The 18,648-nt window shown below is 67.0% G+C and carries 15 protein-coding genes and 1 other RNA gene; 9 read left to right on the top strand and 7 right to left on the bottom strand.

Translation table 11 applies throughout. From position 1 onward, the window contains the following. Positions 1-89: 89 nt before the first annotated feature. Positions 90-1,685 carry a methyl-accepting chemotaxis protein gene (locus AC07VS_RS18415; RefSeq protein WP_494751666.1) on the top strand — a complete coding sequence of 532 codons (1,596 nt, stop codon included), beginning with the start codon at positions 90-92 and terminating at the stop codon, positions 1,683-1,685. A gap of 9 nt (positions 1,686-1,694) precedes the next feature. Here the strand turns inward: AC07VS_RS18415 and AC07VS_RS18420 are convergent, their stop codons facing one another. Further along, positions 1,695-3,443 carry an NAD(P)/FAD-dependent oxidoreductase gene (locus AC07VS_RS18420; RefSeq protein ID WP_494751667.1) on the bottom strand — a complete coding sequence of 583 codons (1,749 nt, stop codon included), beginning with the start codon at positions 3,441-3,443 and terminating at the stop codon, positions 1,695-1,697. A gap of 134 nt (positions 3,444-3,577) precedes the next feature. Beyond that, positions 3,578-4,495, bottom strand: coding sequence for a cysteine synthase A (gene cysK / locus AC07VS_RS18425; RefSeq protein WP_492348171.1), 918 nt, complete (start codon positions 4,493-4,495; stop codon positions 3,578-3,580). A gap of 130 nt (positions 4,496-4,625) precedes the next feature. On the opposite strand from cysK, the gene rnpB reads away from it, so the two are divergent. Beyond that, positions 4,626-5,086, top strand: an RNA gene (gene rnpB, locus AC07VS_RS18430) — RNase P RNA component class A. A 242-nt stretch (positions 5,087-5,328) separates the two neighbouring features. Further along, a complete protein-coding gene (locus AC07VS_RS18435) occupies positions 5,329-6,855 on the top strand; it encodes a catalase (protein WP_494751668.1) in 1,527 nt (508 codons plus the stop codon). 27 nt (positions 6,856-6,882) lie between these two features. Here AC07VS_RS18435 and AC07VS_RS18440 read toward each other — a convergent pair whose 3' ends face one another. Both AC07VS_RS18440 and AC07VS_RS18445 read right to left on the bottom strand, forming a co-directional pair. Beyond that, positions 6,883-7,611 (bottom strand): S4 domain-containing protein, encoded by a 729-nt coding sequence (locus AC07VS_RS18440; RefSeq protein ID WP_494751669.1) that lies wholly within the window; start codon positions 7,609-7,611, stop codon positions 6,883-6,885. Between the two features lie 117 nt (positions 7,612-7,728). Continuing rightward, positions 7,729-9,402 carry an MBL fold metallo-hydrolase gene (locus AC07VS_RS18445; RefSeq protein ID WP_494751670.1) on the bottom strand — a complete coding sequence of 558 codons (1,674 nt, stop codon included), beginning with the start codon at positions 9,400-9,402 and terminating at the stop codon, positions 7,729-7,731. Between the two features lie 202 nt (positions 9,403-9,604). Between AC07VS_RS18445 and AC07VS_RS18450 the strand changes: the two genes are divergently transcribed. The 6 genes from AC07VS_RS18450 (at position 9,605) to bufB (ending at position 15,473) form a co-directional block, all read left to right on the top strand. Then, positions 9,605-10,612, top strand: coding sequence for a Bug family tripartite tricarboxylate transporter substrate binding protein (locus AC07VS_RS18450; protein ID WP_492348175.1), 1,008 nt, complete (start codon positions 9,605-9,607; stop codon positions 10,610-10,612). Between the two features lie 57 nt (positions 10,613-10,669). Then, entirely contained in the window at positions 10,670-11,545 is an 876-nt protein-coding gene (gene dapF, locus AC07VS_RS18455) for a diaminopimelate epimerase (protein ID WP_492348176.1), read from the top strand. A 36-nt stretch (positions 11,546-11,581) separates the two neighbouring features. After that, a complete protein-coding gene (locus AC07VS_RS18460) occupies positions 11,582-12,280 on the top strand; it encodes a DUF484 family protein (RefSeq protein ID WP_492348177.1) in 699 nt (232 codons plus the stop codon). A 62-nt stretch (positions 12,281-12,342) separates the two neighbouring features. After that, a complete protein-coding gene (locus AC07VS_RS18465) occupies positions 12,343-13,281 on the top strand; it encodes a tyrosine recombinase XerC (protein WP_494751671.1) in 939 nt (312 codons plus the stop codon). A gap of 159 nt (positions 13,282-13,440) precedes the next feature. Further along, positions 13,441-13,728, top strand: coding sequence for a BufA2 family periplasmic bufferin-type metallophore (gene bufA2, locus AC07VS_RS18470; protein WP_492348179.1), 288 nt, complete (start codon positions 13,441-13,443; stop codon positions 13,726-13,728). Positions 13,729-13,805: 77 nt separating this feature from the next. Continuing rightward, complete coding sequence (bufB, locus tag AC07VS_RS18475; RefSeq protein WP_494751672.1) at positions 13,806-15,473, top strand: MNIO family bufferin maturase; 1,668 nt, start codon at positions 13,806-13,808, stop codon at positions 15,471-15,473. 30 nt (positions 15,474-15,503) lie between these two features. Here bufB and AC07VS_RS18480 read toward each other — a convergent pair whose 3' ends face one another. From AC07VS_RS18480 to AC07VS_RS18490, 3 genes are read right to left on the bottom strand one after another with little or no spacing between them, the layout of a single operon-like run. Beyond that, positions 15,504-16,649 (bottom strand): ABC transporter permease, encoded by a 1,146-nt coding sequence (locus tag AC07VS_RS18480; RefSeq protein WP_494751673.1) that lies wholly within the window; start codon positions 16,647-16,649, stop codon positions 15,504-15,506. After that, complete coding sequence (locus AC07VS_RS18485) at positions 16,646-17,632, bottom strand: ABC transporter ATP-binding protein (protein ID WP_494751674.1); 987 nt, start codon at positions 17,630-17,632, stop codon at positions 16,646-16,648. Before AC07VS_RS18485 ends, AC07VS_RS18480 begins: the two co-directional genes overlap by 4 nt. After that, the gene (locus AC07VS_RS18490; RefSeq protein ID WP_494751675.1) at positions 17,629-18,648 is read right to left on the bottom strand and encodes an HlyD family secretion protein; all 1,020 of its coding nucleotides are present in this window, start codon (positions 18,646-18,648) and stop codon (positions 17,629-17,631) included. Before AC07VS_RS18490 ends, AC07VS_RS18485 begins: the two co-directional genes overlap by 4 nt.

Consider the following 18,648-nt stretch of genomic DNA (forward strand, 5'->3'; position numbering starts at 1 on the left):
GGCTGATGCTGCGCGGAAATTCCGCTTGGCATCGATATACCGCTGAACTATTCTGGTGCTCCGTTGGTGATTTACCCTGGAGCATCGGTATGGCATTGCTGGCTTCGTCCCGGATTCGCCTGGCCCCCCGCCTGGCCCTGGCTTTTGGTGTGGTGTGCCTGGTGATGTCACTGGCGGCGGCCATCGGGGTGTGGCGCCTGGTCCAGCTGCAAGGCATTGCCGATGACCTGGGTGGGGACTCTTCCGAGCGCGCCTTGCTGGCGCGCGAGTTGCACGCCATCGTGGTCATCAGCTCCAGCCGGGCCGAGACCCTGTTGTTGATTGACAACCCCGCCTTTGCCGCCCGCATCGATGCCGACCGCAAGGCCACCTCGGCGCGCTCAGCCGAGGTGCGCAAGCGCCTCGATGCGCTGGCCACCGATGCCGCCTCGCGCGATCTGTTCACCGCCATTGACCAGGCCGGCAACGCTTTTCGCGAGGCCCGCGACAAACTCGTCAAGCAGAAGGCCGCGGGGGAGGCTGTTTCAGAGGATTCGATTCGCGGGTTGCTGCGCCCGGCGGCCGATCGCTACGCCGCCGCTGTCGATCAATTGGCCGAACACCAGCGCCAGCGCGTGGCCGAGGCCCGGGCCGCAGCGCTCAGCAGCCAGCGCCAGGGCATCAGCTTGCTGGTGACGGGCTCGGTGGTGGGCTTGCTGCTGAGCGTGGTCAGCGCCCTGTGGCTGGCCCGCTCGATCCTGCGCCCGGTGGACCAGGCCTCGGGCTTGGCGGCGCACATCGCCCAGGGCGACCTGACCCAGCCCGTGCCGGCCGAGCAGGCCGGCCAGCGCGACGAGGTGCTGGCCCTGCTGGCCCGCCTGGGCCACATGCAGGCGCGTCTGGTCGAGCTGGTGGCCGGCATGCGCAGCGCCAGTGCCCAGGTGGCCAATGCCAGCCAGGAGATTGCGGCGGGCAACAACGATTTCTCGGCCCGCACCGAGCAGACTGCCTCCAACCTTGAAGAGGTGGCGGCCAGCATGGAGGAGTTGCTCAGCACCGTGCAGCACAGTGCCGCCTCGGCCCAGCAGGCCGAAGGCCTGGCGGCGTCTGCCAGCCAGGTGGCTGTTCAGGGCCGGGAGGTGGTGCAGCGCGTGGTGGCCACCATGGATGCGATATCGGGCTCGTCGCGCCGCATCGCCGACATCACCAGCGTGATCGATGGCATTGCCTTTCAGACCAATATCCTGGCTCTCAACGCGGCCGTCGAGGCGGCGCGGGCCGGCGAGCAAGGGCGGGGCTTTGCCGTGGTGGCCGGCGAGGTGCGTGTGCTGGCCCAGCGTGCCGCCACTGCCGCCAAGGAGATCCGCGACCTGATCGCCAGCAGCGTGAATGAGGTGGGCACGGGGGCGCAACTGGTGCAGCAGGCCGGCACGACCATGGGCGACATCGTCGATTCGGTGGCCCGGGTGGGCACCATCGTGGCCGAACTGAGCCACTCGGCCCGTGAGCAAAGCACCGGGCTGGGCCAAGTCAACGAAGCGGTGGTGCGCCTGGATCAGATCACGCAGCAGAATGCCGCCTTGGTCGAGGAGTCGGCTGCGGCCGCGCAGGGTTTGCGCAGCCAGGCCCAGCAACTCGCAGAACTGGTGGAAACCTTCCGCCTGCCGGCCTCGGCCGGGGCGACGGCTCAGCTTCGGCTGGGCTGAGGTGTCGCTTCAGCGTGGGGGCACGCCCAGCAGGCTTTTGGCCACCGCCTCGCCCACCTTGATGCCGTCCACCCCGGCCGACAGGATGCCACCGGCGTAGCTGGCGCCTTCACCGGCAGGGAACAGGCCGCGCGTGTTCAGGCTCTGGTAATGCTCGTCGCGTGTCATCTTGAGCGGCGATGAGGTGCGCGTCTCGACGCCGGTCAGCACCGCGTCGTGCAGGTCAAAGCCCTTGATCTTGCGACCAAAAGCCGGAAAAGCCTCGCGCATGGCCGTGATGGCGTATTCAGGCAGGGCCAGCGACAGGTCGCCCATCTTCACGCCGGGCTTGTACGAGGGCTCCACCGAACCCAGTGCCGTGGACGAGCGCCCCGCCACCAGGTCGCCCACCAGCTGTCCGGGGGCTTCGTAATTGCTGCCGCCCAGCTCATAGGCGCGCGATTCCAGTTGCCGCTGCAACACCACGCCGGCCAGAGGGTGCACGCTGCCGTCGGCAGGCGCCTGCCAGCGTTGTTGATCGCCCAGCGCCCATTCAAAGGCCGCGGCATCGCTGGGGTAATCGACCGGGTCGATCCCGACCACGATGCCGGCGTTGGCGTTGCGCTCATTGCGCGAGTACTGGCTCATGCCGTTGGTGACCACGCGCCCCGGCTCGGAGGTCGCCGCCACCACGGTGCCGCCCGGGCACATGCAGAAGCTGTAAACCGCCCGCCCATTGCTGGCGTGGTGCACCAGTTTGTAGTCGGCCGCGCCCAGCAGCGGGTGGCCGGCGTGGCGACCCCAACGGGCCCGGTCGATCAGACTTTGCGGGTGCTCGACCCGGAAGCCGATCGAGAAGGGCTTGGCCTCCATGTAGACGCCACGCTGGTGCAACATGGCAAAGGTGTCGCGCGAGCTGTGACCCAGGGCCAGCACCGCGTGCCGGGTGGGCAGCTCGTAGGTCTGGCCGCTGGCCACGTCCAGCACCTTGAGGGCCTGCAGGCGGCGGCCCTGAGGCCCTTCGTCCACCGTCACATCGACCACACGTTGTTCAAATCGGATCTCGCCACCCAGGGCAACGATCTGCTCGCGCAAGGTCTCGACCACCTTCACCAGCTTGAAGGTGCCGATGTGGGGGCGCGCCACGTACAGGATCTCTTCGGGCGCGCCGGCCTGCACGAATTCTTCCATCACCTTGCGGCCCAGGTGGCGCGGGTCCTTGATCTGGCTGTACAGCTTGCCATCCGAGAACGTGCCGGCACCGCCTTCGCCGAACTGCACGTTCGACTCGGGGTTGAGCACCTTCTTGCGCCACAGGCCCCAGGTGTCCTTGGTGCGTTCACGCACCGTCTTGCCGCGCTCCAGCACGATGGGCTTGAAACCCATTTGGGCCAGCACCAGGGCCGCAAAAATGCCGCACGGCCCAAAGCCCACCACCACCGGGCGCTCGTTGGCCTGGCTGGGGAAACCCTCAGGCGCGTGGCCTGGCGGATGCCAGACCATGTCGGGCGTGGGCAGGATGTGTGGGTGCTGGGCATGGCGGGCCAGCAGGGCGGCCTCGGCGCCGGGGTCCTGCAGGTTCAGGTCGACGATGTACACCGTCAGCAGTTCGGGCTTGCGCGCGTCGAAGCTGCGCTTGTGCACGTGCAGCGTGGCAATGTCGCTGGGGGCAATGCCCAGGATCTGGGCCGCCTGGTCGCGCAGCGCCTGCTCGGGCTGGGTGCTGCTGTCCTCGGGCAGGGTGGACAGGGGCAGCTTGAGTTCGGAAATTCGGATCATGGTCGGGCCGGCTTGTGTTGATCAAGCAAAAGGCAATGCGGGGCCCGGATTTTAAGGGGCCGTCCCGCCGGCCGCCAAAAAGCGCCGGGCCTCAAGGCCACGGCGCTCCTGGTTCAGGATTCGATCGTGGGGACTCACGAGGGCAGGAAACCGTCCACCGACAGATAGCGTTCACCCGTGTCGTAGTTGAAGCCCAGCACCTTGGCGCCGGCCGGCAGTTCGGGCAGTTTCTGGGCGATGGCGGCCAGCGTGGCGCCTGAGGAGATCCCCACCAGAATGCCTTCTTCACGCGCCGAGCGGCGAGCGTATTCGCGGGCCGCCTCGGCTTCGACCAGGATCACACCGTCCAGCAAGCTGGTGTCGAGGTTCTTGGGAATGAAGCCTGCGCCAATGCCCTGGATCGGGTGCGGGGCCGGTGCGCCCCCCGAGATCACGGGTGAGGCTGTGGGTTCGACCGCATACACCTTGAGCTGGGGAAACTTCGCCTTCAGCACCTGCGCCGTGCCCGTGATATGGCCGCCGGTGCCCACGCCGGTGATCAGCACGTCCAGGCCATCCGGGAAATCGGCCAGGATCTCCTGCGCAGTCGTGCGCACGTGCACCGCGATGTTGGCCGCGTTCTCGAACTGCTGCGGAATCCAGGCCCCCGGGGTCTGGGCGGCCAGTTCTTCGGCCCGGGCAATGGCGCCCTTCATGCCTTTTTCGCGCGGGGTCAGGTCGAAGCTGGCACCGTAGGCCAGCATCAGGCGGCGGCGCTCGATCGACATGCTGTCGGGCATCACCAGGATCAGCTTGTAGCCCTTGACGGCGGCCACCATGGCCAGGCCCACGCCGGTGTTGCCCGAGGTGGGTTCGATGATGGTGCCCCCGGGCTGCAGGCGGCCCGAATTCTCGGCGTCTTCGACCATCGCCAGCGCAATGCGGTCCTTGATCGAGCCCCCAGGATTGCCGCGTTCGGACTTGATCCACACCTGAGCCGAAGGGCCGAACAGGCGGTTGATGCGCACATGGGGTGTGTTGCCAATGGTCTGGAGGATGTTGTCGGCTTTCATGCGGTCTCCACGGTGGTTGGGATGAGTTGGCGGATAGGGGCCGAAGCCGGCCCGTCACCTGCGCATTCTGCCGTGCTTGATGTCGACTTGTCGGTCTAAGCTCATGTCTTGCCGTCATAATGGCGCCCGTGAAGTCAGCCAGACCGCCGCTGGTGCTAGCCGAAAGGGCGGCGACGCAAGTCGCCGTGTGGAAACACCGCACTGGAGGAACGTCCGGACTGCACAGGACAGCGTAGGAGCTAACGGCTCTCCACCGCGAGGTGAGGATCAGAGCAACAGAGACGAGTCTGTTCGGCCACTCCAGACCAAGGTGTTCTGGGGGCTGTGGCGCAAGCCACAGTGGGGTCGGTGTCAACCGACCCGGTCACGCGCAAGCGTGATCCCCCCAGCCACCCTGATCGGGAACCGATCAGGGTGAAACGGGCAATCTCTACGCGCAGCAATACCAAGTAGGCCAACGTTGATGTGGTTCCGCAGAGTTGGCGGGTAGGTAGCATCGAGCCGGGTGGGTGACCCCCGGCCAAGAGTAATGGCGGTCACACCGTGCGCAAGCACGGTGCACAGAATCCGGCTTATCGGCTGACTTCACACTTTATTTCATTCATTTCCACCTTGCGAGATGATTCCGAATGCCACCGGCGAGACCTTGGTTTCGCCGGTTTTCTTCTTTTTGGATTCTGCTTTTGCCATCTTTGTGCGCTGTCCGTGGCGAAGGTCTGTGGCCGGATGGCTGGATTGATTTTGATTATCTCGGTGATGTCTGTCTCATGATTTGGTGTTGAATATCCAGCTTTTAAAATCATTTTCCCTTCATTTGATTGGATTTTGATTTCATGAGATTTTTTGTGCTTCGATCTGTAAGTGCTGTAATTGTTTCTGCTTTGGTGGCGGGCTCGGTTTCGGCGGATGTTTTGACACGTGATAATGGCGCGCCAGTGGGGGATAATCAAAACTCCCAAACGGCTGGCGCTGCAGGGCCTACTTTGCTGCAAGACGTCCACCTGATTCAGAAGCTGCAGCGCTTTGACCGTGAGCGGGTGCCAGAGCGCGTGGTGCATGCGCGCGGTGCTGGTGCCTACGGGGTGTTCAAGGCTACGGCAGATGCCTCTGAACTGACCCGCGCCAAGGTGTTCATGCCCGGCCAGGAAACGCCGGTGTTCGTGCGCTTCTCGACGGTGGTGCATGGTCAGCATTCGCCCGAAACCCTGCGTGATCCACGCGGATTTGCCACCAAGTTCTATACCCCTGAAGGTAACTGGGATCTGGTGGGCAATAACCTGCCGGTGTTCTTCATTCGCGATGCCATCAAATTCCCGGACATGGTGCATTCACTGAAGCCGGCCCCCGACACCAATCTGCAGGATCCGAATCGGTTCTTTGATTTCTTCTCGCATGTGCCCGAGGCTACCCACATGCTGACGCGGCTATATTCTGATTATGGAACCCCCAAGGGCTACCATTTGATGGATGGCAACAGCGTGCATGCCTATAAAATGGTCAATGCACAGGGCCAATATGTGTATGTCAAGTTCCATTGGGCATCGGTGCAGGGGCAGCACAACCTGACTGCCGGCGAGGCCAGTGCCCTGCAGGCCCAGGATTTCAACCACGCCACGCGGGCCCTGATGCAGGTGATCGAAAGCGGCCGATACCCGCAGTGGGACCTGTACGTGCAGGTGCTGCGCCCTGAGCAACTCAACAGCTTTGAGTTCAATCCGCTGGATCCGACCAAGATCTGGACCGGTGTGCCGGAGCGCAAGCTGGGCACCATGACGCTGAACCGCAATCCGGCCAATGTGTTCCAGGAGACCGAGCAGGCCGCGTTCGCGCCGTCCAATCTGGTGCCGGGCATTGAGGCTTCGGAAGACCGTTTGCTGCAGGGCCGCGTGTTCTCGTACGCCGACACCCAGATGCACCGCGTGGGCGTGAATGCGCTGCAACTGCCGGTGAACCGCCCGCGCGCCGAGGTGGTCTCGAACAACCAGGACGGTGCCATGAACGGTGGCCAGCGCAGTGGCTCGGTCAACTACGAACCCAGCCGTCAGGTGGCGGTGAAGGAAGACCCGCAATTCAAGTCCAGCGCCTTGCCCCTGGCCGGCAGCACGCAGCAGGCGGCCATCGGCAAGACCCTGAACTTCCGCCAGGCCGGCGAGTTTTACCGCAGCCTGAGCCCGGCCGAGCGCAAGAACCTGGTGTCCAACCTGGCTGGCGATCTGGGGCAGGTGAAGAGTGCAGAAACCCGCGACACGGTGCTGGCTTTCTTCTACAAGGCCGATGCCGACTACGGCCGGGCCATTGCCCAGGCTTTGTCGGTCGATCCGGCCATGATCCAGCGCCGGGCGGCCCGCCTCAGCGAGTAAAGCGACTGGCGCGAACGAGGGGCCGGCTCAGAACTTCTCGTGCGGGCCCATGAAGCGCCACTGGCCGGGCTCCAGCCCGGCCAGACCCACCCGGCCCAGTCGGGTACGGCGCAGCGCCAGCGGCCGCAGGCCGGCCCTGGCACACAAATCCAGCACCCCTTGGGCACTGCTGGCCTTCAGGGCAAAACGCAGCCGGGTGCCTTGCGGCCCGCGCGCGTTCAGGCTCAGCTTGCCCACCACAGGCACCTGGGGCCAGAGCCGGGCCTGTTGCAGGCGGGCGGCCAACTGGTCGATGGCCTCGTTGGTCAACTGGCCCGGCAATTCCAGCATGAATTCCTGCTCGATCTCGGCTTCGTCTTCCAGCAGGCGTCGCCGCATGCGGCCATCCTGCGTGAACACCACCAGGCCGGTGGCCAGCCCCCCCAGGCCGGCAATGGCCTGCTGCTGGTTGAAATGCCGCTTCAGCACCCGCACCGGAAACCGGCTGATCGGGGCGCTTGCCTGCAAGGCCAGCGCATCGCAAGGGGTCTCCGGGTCGGGCCGGTACCACAGCAGGGTGGCGGGCGGCACGGTCTCGGGACGGGCCTGCGGGTCGACCAGCACCTCGTCGGCACCGGGCGTGACCCGGTGCTGGGGCTCTTCCACGATCTGCCCGTTGACCTTCACCCAACCTCCCTCGATCAGCAATTCGGCTTCGCGGCGTGAGCAGGCGGCCTGGTCGGCCACGTGTTTGGAGAGTCGGATGGGGTCGGTCATGGGGGTGGGGCTGGGCTGGGGCGGGGCGCCGAGTTTACGCGCCCATGCTGACTTGATTGTTGGAAGAAAGTCGCGACTTTCTTCCAATGGGCTGCAAAAAAGTCGCAATTCCGGGCCTCAGCCCAATGTCGCATCCAGGCTGCGCAGGCGCTCCACATGGGCCAGCAGTGAGCGTTTGGCCACCGGCCACAGGCGGGTAGGCACGTCGGCGTAGGCCAGTTCCACCCATTGTTCAGGGGTGCCCTCGGGGCGTTCGCGCATGGCGGCCAGCACCTTGGCCTCGCGTTGCAGGCGGTGCGCCTTGAGCTGGGCGATGGCGGCCCGCGCCTGGTCCAGCACATAGCCATGGGCCGGCAGGATGAAGTCCACGCCCGCGCGTTCGCAGGCTTGGTCCAGCAGATCCAGCGAGTTGATGTAGTCGGCCATGTTGCCGTCAGGAGGATCGACCACCGTGGTGCTGCCATTGAGGATGTGGTCGCCCGAGAACAGCAGGCCGTCCTCCAGCAACAGCAGGCACAGGTGATTGGCCGCGTGCCCGGGGGTGTGCAGCACCTCCAGGGTGTGGCGGGGCGCGGCCTCGCCAGGGGCTTGCAGCAGCAGGCGTTCGCCATGGGCCAGGGCTCGTTCGGGGCTGAATTCGCTGGCCGCGCGGGCGGTGGGGGCCGAGGCCAGGCCCAGGATATCGGGCACCGGGCGCCCATGGCGCCGGCACAGGGCTTGCAGCGGGGCGGCGCCGGGTGAGTGGTCGGGGTGTGAATGGGTGCAAACGATGTGGCGGATGTCACCGCCGGCAGCGCGCCACAGCTTTTCCAGGTGCTCGGTATCGGCCGGGCCAGGGTCGATCGCGATGTAACCGGTGTCGGGGTCGCCCACCAGGTAACTGTTGGTGCCCGGGCCGGTCATCACGCCCGGGTTGGGGGCGGTCAGGCGTTGCACGTTCTTCAGCAGGGCCACCGGGCGATCGGTCTGCCAGGCCAGTTCGTGCACGATCTGGCCGTCGGGGCAGACCAGGGCCAGTTCGCCGTAGGGCTGTTCGTGCTCCATGTAGCGGGCTTCGTGCCCATTGAGCAGGCCAGCGCGTGGGCAACTGGTCCACAGCGGCTGCTCGCTGGCGCAATCCGCCAGCACGGCGTCGACCGTGGTGTAGGCCTGCAGCCGCTCCAGGGTGCGGATGGTCGGGAAGATGATGAAGAACTGGCCGGCCGCATGGCGGGCCAACGCCTCGGCCGGGCTGACCCACACCGGTTCGAACTGTTCGGCCTCGTCGGCCACGGGCGTCTGGTCGGCCGGCATGCGGGCCACCAGAAAGGGCACGTCAAAGCGCCTGGGCAGGTCGCGGTCGGTGATCCAGTGCGCCAGCACAAACACCTGGTCGGCCGCCATCCGCAGGCCCAGGGCCTGACATTGGGCGGCAAAGGCTTGGCTGCGGTCCAGTTGGGCGATGGTGCTGGCATCGGCAAGCCGGCCGTCGGCCTGCCAGGCCAGCAGCACGCCCAACTCCTCGAAGCTCTCGCGGATGGCCGCGATGGCCCGCGTCAGGTTCAGGTCGCTCTGGCCCGGGCGGCGGCGCGCCTGGGCGTGAGAGGCCGCGTCCAGCGCATCGATGCCCCCCCCTGGGAACACATAGGCGCCCGGGGCAAAGCTGGCGCTCATCGAACGCCGGGTCATCAGCACCTCGATGCCGGGCTGCCCCTGGGGGCTGGTGGCATCGCGCAGCAGCAGCACGGTGGCGGCGGGGCGCAGGGGGGCGGGTTCGCGTGAAGGGTGCAAAAGCTGGCTTGAACGGGTCATGCGGGCCATTATCGGCAGCGGTGTCGGAGGCGTTGACACCTTCAGGACTGGGGTTTCCCCCAGGACCATCAGGTCGGCACGGTGTTTGCTCGCGACGCGGCAGGGCATAAGCAAAGACGTTCCAGGCATGTGCATCTGGTCACAATGCTGCGATTCCTTTCGATTCCGTTTCACCCCTTGTCGATTTTTCGGGAGAGCCTTGATGACAAAACCCCTTCGCCGCGCGCTGTGGCGCCATGGCTTCAACTGGCTGGCTGCCGGCCTGATCGGCGTGGCCGGGCCGGTGCTGGCCCAGGGCGATTGGCCGCAGCACGCGTTGACCGTGGTCATGACCTTTCCGGCCGGTTCGGGCGTCGACGTGGTGGCGCGCCACATCCAGGAGCCCCTGGGCAAGCAGCTGGGCCAGCCGGTGGTGATCGACTACAAGCCCGGTGCGGCAGGCAACATTGCCAGCGAGTTCGTGGCGCGGGCCAAGCCGGATGGCTACACCCTGGTGTTCGGCACCGCGGCCACCCATGGCAGCAATGCCGCGCTGTACAAGAAGCTGTCCTTCGACGTCGAGAGCGACTTCGTGCCGGTGGCCCCGGTGCTCGATGTGTCCAACGTGCTCACCATCAACCCCGACGTGATCAACGTGAAGACGCTCAAGGAGTTCGTCGACCTGGTCAAGGCCAACCCCGGCAAGTACAACTTTGCCTCGACCGGCAATGGCACCGGCACCCACATGGCCTTTGCCGAGTTCAATGCCCGGGTCGGGCTGGACATGATCCACGTGCCCTACAAGGGCGGCCCCGAGGCCATGACGGCCGTGCTGCGGGGCGAGACCTGCTGCATCATGAACCAGGTGCAGACGGTGTTGAACCAGTACAAGGCTGGCAAGGTGCGCCTGCTGGGGGTGACCACGGCCAAGCGCGTGGGTGCGGTGTCCGAGGTGCCCACCATCGCCGAAAGCGGGCTGCCGGGCACCAAGGGCTTTGACAGCTCGATCTGGTTTGGCCTTTTTGCCCCCAAGGGGACCGATGCCCGCATCGTGCAGCGCCTCAACAGTGCGGTGCAGGCGGTGTTGGAGAACCCAGAGGTCAAGGCCAAGCTCGAAAGCGCGGGCAACAGCGTGCGCCTGGAGAACCCAGAACAGTTCAAGGCCACCGTCAAGGCCAATCGGCACAAGTGGGCCGAGGTGGTGAAAGCCGCCAACATCACCCTGGAGTGAGCCCAGGCCCGGCGCCCCGGCTTTCGCCGCGGCGCCGGAAGCCCCGATAATCGGGGCATGCAGATCCGCTTCACCAAGATGCAGGGCGCCGGCAATGATTTCGTCGTGCTCGACGAGACCGCCGCCCGCCTGCCCCTGAGCCCGGCGCACTACCGCTACCTGGCCGACCGCCACTTCGGCGTGGGCGCCGACCAGATCCTGACTGTGCGCCCCGGCCCCGCACCCGGCATCGATTTCGAATACATCATCCACAACGCCGACGGCGGCGAGGTGGAGCAGTGCGGCAACGGCTCGCGCTGCTTTGCCCGCTACGTGCGCGACAAGGGCCTGACCACCAAGGATGCGATCCGCGTGCACACCCGCGCCGGCATCATCGAGCCGGTGCTCAATCCCGATGGCCGTGTCACCGTCGACATGGGGGCGCCGGTGTTCGAGCTGGCCGACATCCCCTTTGATGCCACCGATCTGCAGGCCCGGCCGCACGGTTCTTGGCAGCTGTGGCCGTTGGCCCTGGCCGGCCAACCCGCGCTCGATGCGGTGGCGGCGGCCGTGGTCTCCATGGGCAACCCCCACGCCGTGACCCTGGTGGACGACGTGGACACCGCCCCGGTGGCCAGCGTGGGGCCCCTGGTGGAAAGCCATCCGCGCTTTCCGCGCCGGGTCAACGTGGGCTTTCTGCAGGTGGTGTCGCGCAGCCAGGTGCGCCTGCGCGTGTTCGAGCGCGGCACGGGCGAAACCCTGGCCTGCGGCACCGGGGCCTGCGCAGCGGTGGTGGCAGGCATTCGCCTGGGCCTGCTTGACGCCCGTGTCGACGTGCAGACCCGCGGCGGGCAACTCACCATCGAATGGGCCGGCCTGGGCCAGCCCGTGCGCATGACCGGCCCTGCCGTGACCGTGTTCGAGGGCCAGATCGATGTGCCCGACAACCTCTGATTTCCTTCTGACCGTCTTCTTGAGCCCGCCCTCCCCATGACCGCAATCCAAACCCCTGGCATGAACCCGATCACCGAAGACGACATTGCCAACTACCTGGCCAATTCGCCTGATTTCTTCGAGCGCCACGCCGAGGTGCTGGCCAGCGTGCAGATGACCAGCCCGCATGGCAACCGCGCCGTGAGCCTGCAGGAGCGCCAGGCTGAGATGCTGCGCGACAAGATCAAGACGCTCGAAGGCCGCATCATGGACATGATCCGGCACAGCAACGAGAACGCCATCATTGCCGACAAGCTGCAGCGCTGGGCCCTGGGCCTGTTGCGCACCGAAAGCCCGCTGGAGCTGCCCGAGCGCATCGCGGCCGATGTGCGCGGCCAGTTTCAGGTGCCCCAGGTGGCCATCAAGGTCTGGGGCGTGTCGGCCGCGCACGCAGAGCAGTCCTTTGCCCTGGGCGTGAGCGATGACGCCAAGACCTTTGCCTCGTCACTGACGGCGCCCTTCTGCGGCGCCAACCCAGGCTTTGAAGCGGTGCAGTGGCTGGCCGATCCGGCCGCCGTGGTTTCGCTGGCTCTGCTGCCGCTGCGCGTGGGCGCCATCGGCAGTGCCTCGCCGGCCTTTGGCATGCTGGTGCTGGCCTCGCCCGACCCGCAGCGCTTCCACAGCGGCATGGGCACCGACTTCCTGGAACGCATGGCCGAGCTGGCCAGCGCGGCCCTGACGCGCCTGCGCGACTGAGCGGGCCTGTGGACGCCGGGGATCGCGCTTTCCAGCCCCAGGGCCAGTCACTGAGTCAGCCCTTGATTCAGCGCTACCTGGACCATGCGCGCTACGAAAAGCGCCTGGCGGCGCGCACCCTGGCCCTTTACACCGAACACCTGACGCGCCTGCAAAGCCTGGCCGACACGGCCGGCCTGGCCCTGCCGGCCGTGCCCCCGGCCCAGGTGCGCCGCTGGGCCGCCCAGTTGCACGGCGCCGGCCTGGGCGGTCGCAGCATTGCGCTGGTGCTGTCCTCGTGGCGAGGCTTTTATGCCTGGCTTGGGCGCGAGGGCCTGATCGCCAGCAACCCCGTGGCCGACGTGCGCGCCCCCAGGTCGCCCCAACCCTTGCCCAAGGCCCTGGGGGTGGACGCGGCGGTGCAACTGGCCGAGCACGACAACCCCGACGACGACCCCTGGCTGGAGGCGCGTGACGCCGCCATGGTCGAGCTGCTGTACGGCTGTGGCCTGCGTGTGAGCGAGCTGGTGGGGCTGGACCTGCAGGCCAGCGCCGAGGCGCACCAGCAAGGGCGAGGCTGGGTTGACCTGCACGAGGCCGAGGTGCATGTGATGGGCAAAGGCAGCAAGCGACGCAGCGTGCCGCTGGGCCGGGCGGCCCTGGCGGCCCTGCAACGCTGGCTGACGCTGCGCGGCGGCGAGCTGGCGGGCGCGGCCAGCACCCAGCCGGCCCTGTTCATGGGGCGCCATGGCACCCGGCTGACTCCGCAGTCGGTGTGGCAGCGGCTGCGCCGTCGCAGCCTGCAGGCCGGTCTGCCGGCCGCCGTGCACCCCCACATGCTGCGCCACTCGTTTGCCAGCCATGTGCTGCAGTCCAGCGGCGACCTGCGCGCCGTGCAGGAGCTGCTGGGGCACGCCAACATCAGCACCACCCAGGTCTATACCCGGCTCGATTTTCAGCACCTGGCCAAGGCCTACGACGCGGCCCATCCCAGGGCCCGCAAGAAGCCCGGGCCTTCATGAGCCTGATATTTCAGTTTTTTTGAGTTGCTCTTGTAAGAAGTGAGTGCCGAGACCGACTGACGTGCATCGGAGGCAGCTTCAGCGCTGTTCCGGTAGGACGCAGGCCCCGCCCGTGTCTTTCAGCCATTCATTCACTTTCATTGAATCAGGAGTCACCTCATGAACGCTACCACTCTCAAGTCTGCCGCTTCTTTCGCCCTGGCCGCATCGGCGCTGGCCTTCGCTTCGGCCGCCATGGCTGCCGACACCCCCATGGGTGGCATGGGCAAGTCGGTGGGCGCCAAGGACACCGTGCATTGCTACAACGTCAACGATTGCAAAGGCATGAGCGATTGCAAGACGGCTGAACACGCCTGCAAAGGGCAAAACGAGTGCAAGGGCCATGGCTTCAAGGCCCTCGGCGCCGGTCAGTGCCTGAGCAAGGGCGGCACCATCAGCGATCTTTGATGGCCTGATCTGCCGATCTTTCAGGGGCACGGCAGCGTGCCCTTTGTTCACTGTTTTCACGGTTGCCGCCCGCTGGTATGAGCCCTACCTCCTCTGAGTCGCCCGGTTTCGGCCTGGGCTTGCGCACGCCCCACTACGGTGATTTTCTGGCGGGTCCGCAGCCCCTGGATTGGCTTGAAATCATCACCGACAATTTTCTGGTCGAAGGTGGCAAGCCGCTGGCCATGCTGGATCGCTTCCGCCGTGACTACCCGATGGCCATGCACGGCGTGGCCATGTCCATCGGGTCAGCCCAGGGCCTTGATCTGGCGTACCTGGCCCGCGTCAAGGCCCTGGCCGACCGCGTGCAGCCGATGTGGGTGTCCGATCACCTGTGCTGGACCGGCACACCGGGGCGCTGTCTGCACGACCTGTACCCGCTGCCCTACACCGAAGAGGCGGCGCGACGGGTGATCGCCCACATCCGCCAGGCGCAGGACGTGCTGCAGCGTCGTCTGGTGCTGGAGAACGTGTCGAGCTACTTGCGCTTTCGCGATTCGGCGAGTGCCGAATGGGAGTTTTTGACGCACGTGGTCGAAGCGGCCGACTGCGATCTGCTGCTGGACGTGAACAACCTCTACGTCAGCAGCGTGAACCATGGCTTTGACCCGCAAGACTATCTGCACGCCTTGCCGGCGGCCCGGGTGCGGCAAATCCACCTGGCTGGTCATTCGCGCGATGGCACCCACATCATCGACACCCATGACCACCCCGTGGCACCCGAGGTCTGGGCGCTTTACGCGAGTGCCTGCCAGCGCTTCGGTGCCGTGGCCACCATGATCGAACGCGATGACCACATTCCCCCCTTGTCGGTGCTGCTGGCCGAGTTGGGGCAGGCCCGCGACATCGCCCGCGGGCCACTGGCGGGGGCCGCCCCTGCTGGCTCGTCAGCCGCCTTGCGTTGGCCGGCTGTTGCCGCCACCCCGCTGATTGAACTGCAACACAGCCTCAGCGCCTGCCTGCTCGACCAGGTGCCTGCCGAACAGGCGCTGGCCTTGCTCGACACGGCCCCGTTGGCCGGCACACAGGGCTTGAGTGGCGAGCGCGGCCTGGCCATCTACCGCAACGCCTACCGCGCCCGCCTGGCCGAGGTGCTGGCCGATGCCCACCCGCGCTTGCTGCGCTACATGGGGGGCGACACCTTCGAGGCCGAGGCTCGTTTGTTTGCGGTCACCCACCCGCCTGCGGGCGAAGGGCTGGGCCGATATGGTGCTGGCCTGGCTGATTTTCTGCGGGCCCGCTACCCGCGCAACCTTGAGCTGTATGAGCTGGCGCGGCTGGACTGGGATCTGCGCGCTTGCTTTGACGGGCCCGACAGGCCGGCTTTGAGCGCCGAGGCCGTCCAGGCGGACACTGAAGGGCGCTGGTTGCAGCGCAGCCCGGCTTGCCACCCGGGCCTGGTCTTGCGCGAAGTGAGCACCAATGTGGTGGCCTTGTGGCAGGCATTGGAGGCTGACGATGCGGTGCCTGCGCCCGAGTCCCTGCCGCAGAGTCGCTGCCTGGGTGTGTGGCGCCAGGGCCATCAGCCCCACTTCCGCACGCTTGACGTGGGCGAGGCGATCTTCTTGCGGGCCTTGCAGGAGCCCGGCGGCCACTTGGCTTTGGTGATCGAGCGCTTCAATGGCGGGCCTGTGCTGCCTGAACCGGCCGTGCTGGCCGGCTGGTTGCAACGCTGGTGGGCTGAAGGGTGGCTGGACGGACATTGAGCTTGGCTGAAACCGCCGCGGCCCGGCGCATCAGTCCAGGGTCTGGCGGTATCGCCACAACGCCAGCGCGCCTGCCACACCGAGAAACGCCAGCAGCGGCCACACATCGGGCCAGAGCTGGGCCAGCCCGTTTCCCTTGAGCAGGATGCCGCGCACGATGCGCAGAAAGTGCGTCAGCGGCAGCACCTCGCCGACGCGCTGGGCCCACACTGGCATGCCGCGGAACGGGAACATGAAGCCCGACAGCAGCATCGAGGGCAGAAAGAAAAAGAAGGTGGCCTGCAGGGCCTGCAACTGGTTGCGCGCCAAGGTCGAAAAGGTGAAGCCCACCGCCAGGTTGGCCAGCATGAACAGGCCGATCATGCCCATCAGCAAGCCCAGACTGCCCACCATGGGCACTTCGAACAAGGCCCAGGCGGCTGCCAGGATCACGCCCAGCTGCACGTAGCCCAGCACCACGTAGGGCAGGATCTTGCCCACCATCACCTCCAGGGGGCGCACCGGGGTGGCCAGCAGGTTTTCCATCGTGCCACGCTCGCGCTCGCGGGTCATGGCCAAGCCGGTCAGCATCACCATGGTCATGGTCAGGATGGTGCCGATCAGGCCCGGCACGATGTTGTAGCGCGACAGGCCCTCGGGGTTGTAGCGCCGGTGGATGCGCAGCTCGAAGGGGGCCAGCCCCGGGCGCAGGGCCTGCAGCGGCCCGACCAGGTCATGCTGCAGGGCCGTGGGGGTCAACTGGCCCAGTGCCGCCATCGCGTTGCTGGCCGCACTGGGGTCGGTGGCGTCCACGCTGACCAGCAGCGCCGGGTGTTCGCCGCGCACCAGCCGGCGCGAGAAATCAGGCGGGATCACGATCAGGAACTGCACCTCGCCATCTTCGATCAGGCGATCGCCCTCGGCCTCGCTGGCCGGCTGGCGGGTGATGTTGAAGTAGCCGGTGTTCTGCATCGCGGCCACCAGGCTGCGGGCGATGGGGCTGGCATCGGTGCTCACCAGGGCGGTGGGCAGGCCCTTGGGGTCGGTGTTGATGGCGTAGCCGAACAGCACCAGTTGCAGGATGGGTACGCCCACGGCCATGGCAAAGGTGGGCCGGTCGCGCAGCATTTGCTGGCATTCCTTGATGAAGATGGCCAGCATGCGGGCCAGGCTGAAGCGGTGGAGGCTCAGGCTCATGCGGACTCCCGTGGGGTGCCTGGGCCGAAGTTGTCGGCTGCCTGTCCGATCAGGCTGATGAACACATCCTCCAAGTCCGGTGCGGCAGGCTCCCAATGCAGGTCGGCACGTTGCCGCCAGGGCTCGATGGCGGTTTGAAGGCGGGCCGGGTCGCGTCCGGCCACGTGCACCGACTGGCCAAAGGCCGCGACACTGAGCACGCCGGGGGCGACCTTCAAGGGGGCCACCAAGGCGGTCAGGTCGGTGCCCGCGCCCAGGCCCTGGACCGACCAGACGCACAGGCCGGACTCGGCCACGATCCGCTCGGCCGTACCGCGTGCCAGCACTTCACCGTAGGCGATGTAGACCAGTTCGTGGCAGCGTTCGGCTTCGTCCATGTAGTGGGTGGACACCAGCACGGTGATGCCCTCGGCGGCCAGGCGGTGGATCTCGTCCCAGAACTCGCGTCGCGCCTTGGGGTCGACGCCGGCCGTGGGTTCGTCCAGCAACAGCAGGCGGGGTTCGTGCAGCAGGCAGGCTGCCAGCGCCAGGCGCTGTTTCCAGCCCCCGGAGAGGGCGCCTGCCAATTGGGTCTGCCGGCTGGCCAGGCCCAGGCGTTCCAGGGCCTGATCGACTCTGTAGCGACGCCGGTCCAGTTCGAACAGGCGGGCCACGAAATCCAGGTTCTCGCGGATCGACAGATCCTCGTACAGCCCGAACTTCTGCGTCATGTAGCCGACCTGCCGCTTGATGGCCGCGGCCTGGAGCCGGATGTCCAGGCCCAGGCACCGGCCTTCGCCGGCGTCGGGTGTCAGCAGACCGCACAGCATGCGGATGGTGGTGGTCTTGCCGCTGCCGTTCGGCCCCAGAAAGCCGCAGATGCGACCGGGTGCCACCTGAAGATCGACTTGGCGCACCACCTCGCGACCGTTGTAGCGCTTGGTCAGGCCACGCACATCGATGGCCCAGCCTGGTGGGCTCGGCCCGTCCTGAGCCGGGTTCATGGCCTGGCCCCGGCGCGCACGTCCAAGCGAACATCCAGGGGCTGGCCCGGTGGCAGGCGCAGCGCATCGGCAGGTGAGGGCAGGGCCTCGACCAGGAACACCAGGCGGGCGCGCTGGCTGTTGGAGTAGATCACCGGTGGGGTGTATTCGGCCTGGGGCGAGAGGGCGGTGATGCGGGCGGGTATGGGGGAGCCGCAACCATCGCAGCTCAGGCTCACCACCTGCCCCGGGCTGAGCGCGCCGCGCTGGTCTTCGGGCACGTAGAAGCGGGCCTTGCGCCGTTCGGGCGGCAGCAGGGCCACCACGGGTTGGCCCGCGTTCACGTACTCGCCCACCCGGAAAAAGGTGTCGGCCACCAGGCCGGCGGCCGGGGCGTACTGGCGTGTCTGCTGCTCGCGCCACAGGGCCTGCTCCCGGGCCTGTGCCGCGGCGCGGCTGCTGGCCTGGGCCGCCGCCTGCGCGTCGCTGCGCGCGGGCAACCGGGCCACCCGCAGGGCGGCCTGCAGTTCCTCCACCCGGTCCTGGGCCTGCCGGGCGGCCGTGGCCGCGTCGTCCAGGCGAGAGCGAGAGACAAAGGACTGGTCCACCAACTGCTGGTTGCGTCGCCATTCGGTCTGGGCCCGGTCGGCCTGGGCGCGGGCCTGCGACAGTTGGGCCTCGGTGACGGCGATTTCGTCGAGTCGCCGGCCCTTGGCACTGTCGTCGGCCTGGTGGCGTGCCGTGTCCAGCCGAGCATCGGCTTCGGCTCGTGCGGCCTGGGCGGGCTGGTCGTCCAGGCTGAACAACAGGGCCTGAGCCGACACCGTCTGGCCTTTTTGCACCGGGAGCGTGCGCAGGGTGCCCGCCACGGGGGCCGAGAGGTACACATAGTCGCCCTCGACATAGCCCGACCAGGCCGGTTCGGTCGCGGGCTGACAGGCGCTGAGGAGCAGCAGCAAGCTCAGTGGAAGAGCCAGTGCCGGTGGCGAGGGGCGGCGCCAGGCGGTCAGTTGGAGGGGGCGGGCGAGGGAGGGCAT

This window comes from Curvibacter sp. GW821-FHT01G03, from assembly GCF_059422285.1.

Bases quoted from the DNA above. Each gene is read 5' to 3' on its own strand.
- cysK (WP_492348171.1), bottom strand. From the start codon at position 4,495: ATGAAAGCCGACAACATCCTCCAGACCATTGGCAACACACCCCATGTG.
- AC07VS_RS18420 (WP_494751667.1), bottom strand. From the start codon at position 3,443: ATGATCCGAATTTCCGAACTCAAGCTGCCCCTGTCCACCCTGCCCGAG.
- bufB (WP_494751672.1), top strand. From the start codon at position 13,806: ATGAGCCCTACCTCCTCTGAGTCGCCCGGTTTCGGCCTGGGCTTGCGC.
- AC07VS_RS18460 (WP_492348177.1), top strand. From the start codon at position 11,582: ATGACCGCAATCCAAACCCCTGGCATGAACCCGATCACCGAAGACGAC.
- dapF (WP_492348176.1), top strand. From the start codon at position 10,670: ATGCAGATCCGCTTCACCAAGATGCAGGGCGCCGGCAATGATTTCGTC.
- AC07VS_RS18450 (WP_492348175.1), top strand. From the start codon at position 9,605: ATGACAAAACCCCTTCGCCGCGCGCTGTGGCGCCATGGCTTCAACTGG.
- AC07VS_RS18440 (WP_494751669.1), bottom strand. From the start codon at position 7,611: ATGACCGACCCCATCCGACTCTCCAAACACGTGGCCGACCAGGCCGCC.
- bufA2 (WP_492348179.1), top strand. From the start codon at position 13,441: ATGAACGCTACCACTCTCAAGTCTGCCGCTTCTTTCGCCCTGGCCGCA.
- AC07VS_RS18415 (WP_494751666.1), top strand. From the start codon at position 90: ATGGCATTGCTGGCTTCGTCCCGGATTCGCCTGGCCCCCCGCCTGGCC.
- AC07VS_RS18480 (WP_494751673.1), bottom strand. From the start codon at position 16,649: ATGAGCCTGAGCCTCCACCGCTTCAGCCTGGCCCGCATGCTGGCCATC.
- AC07VS_RS18435 (WP_494751668.1), top strand. From the start codon at position 5,329: ATGAGATTTTTTGTGCTTCGATCTGTAAGTGCTGTAATTGTTTCTGCT.
- AC07VS_RS18485 (WP_494751674.1), bottom strand. From the start codon at position 17,632: ATGAACCCGGCTCAGGACGGGCCGAGCCCACCAGGCTGGGCCATCGAT.
- AC07VS_RS18445 (WP_494751670.1), bottom strand. From the start codon at position 9,402: ATGACCCGTTCAAGCCAGCTTTTGCACCCTTCACGCGAACCCGCCCCC.
- AC07VS_RS18490 (WP_494751675.1), bottom strand. From the start codon at position 18,648: ATGCCCTCCCTCGCCCGCCCCCTCCAACTGACCGCCTGGCGCCGCCCC.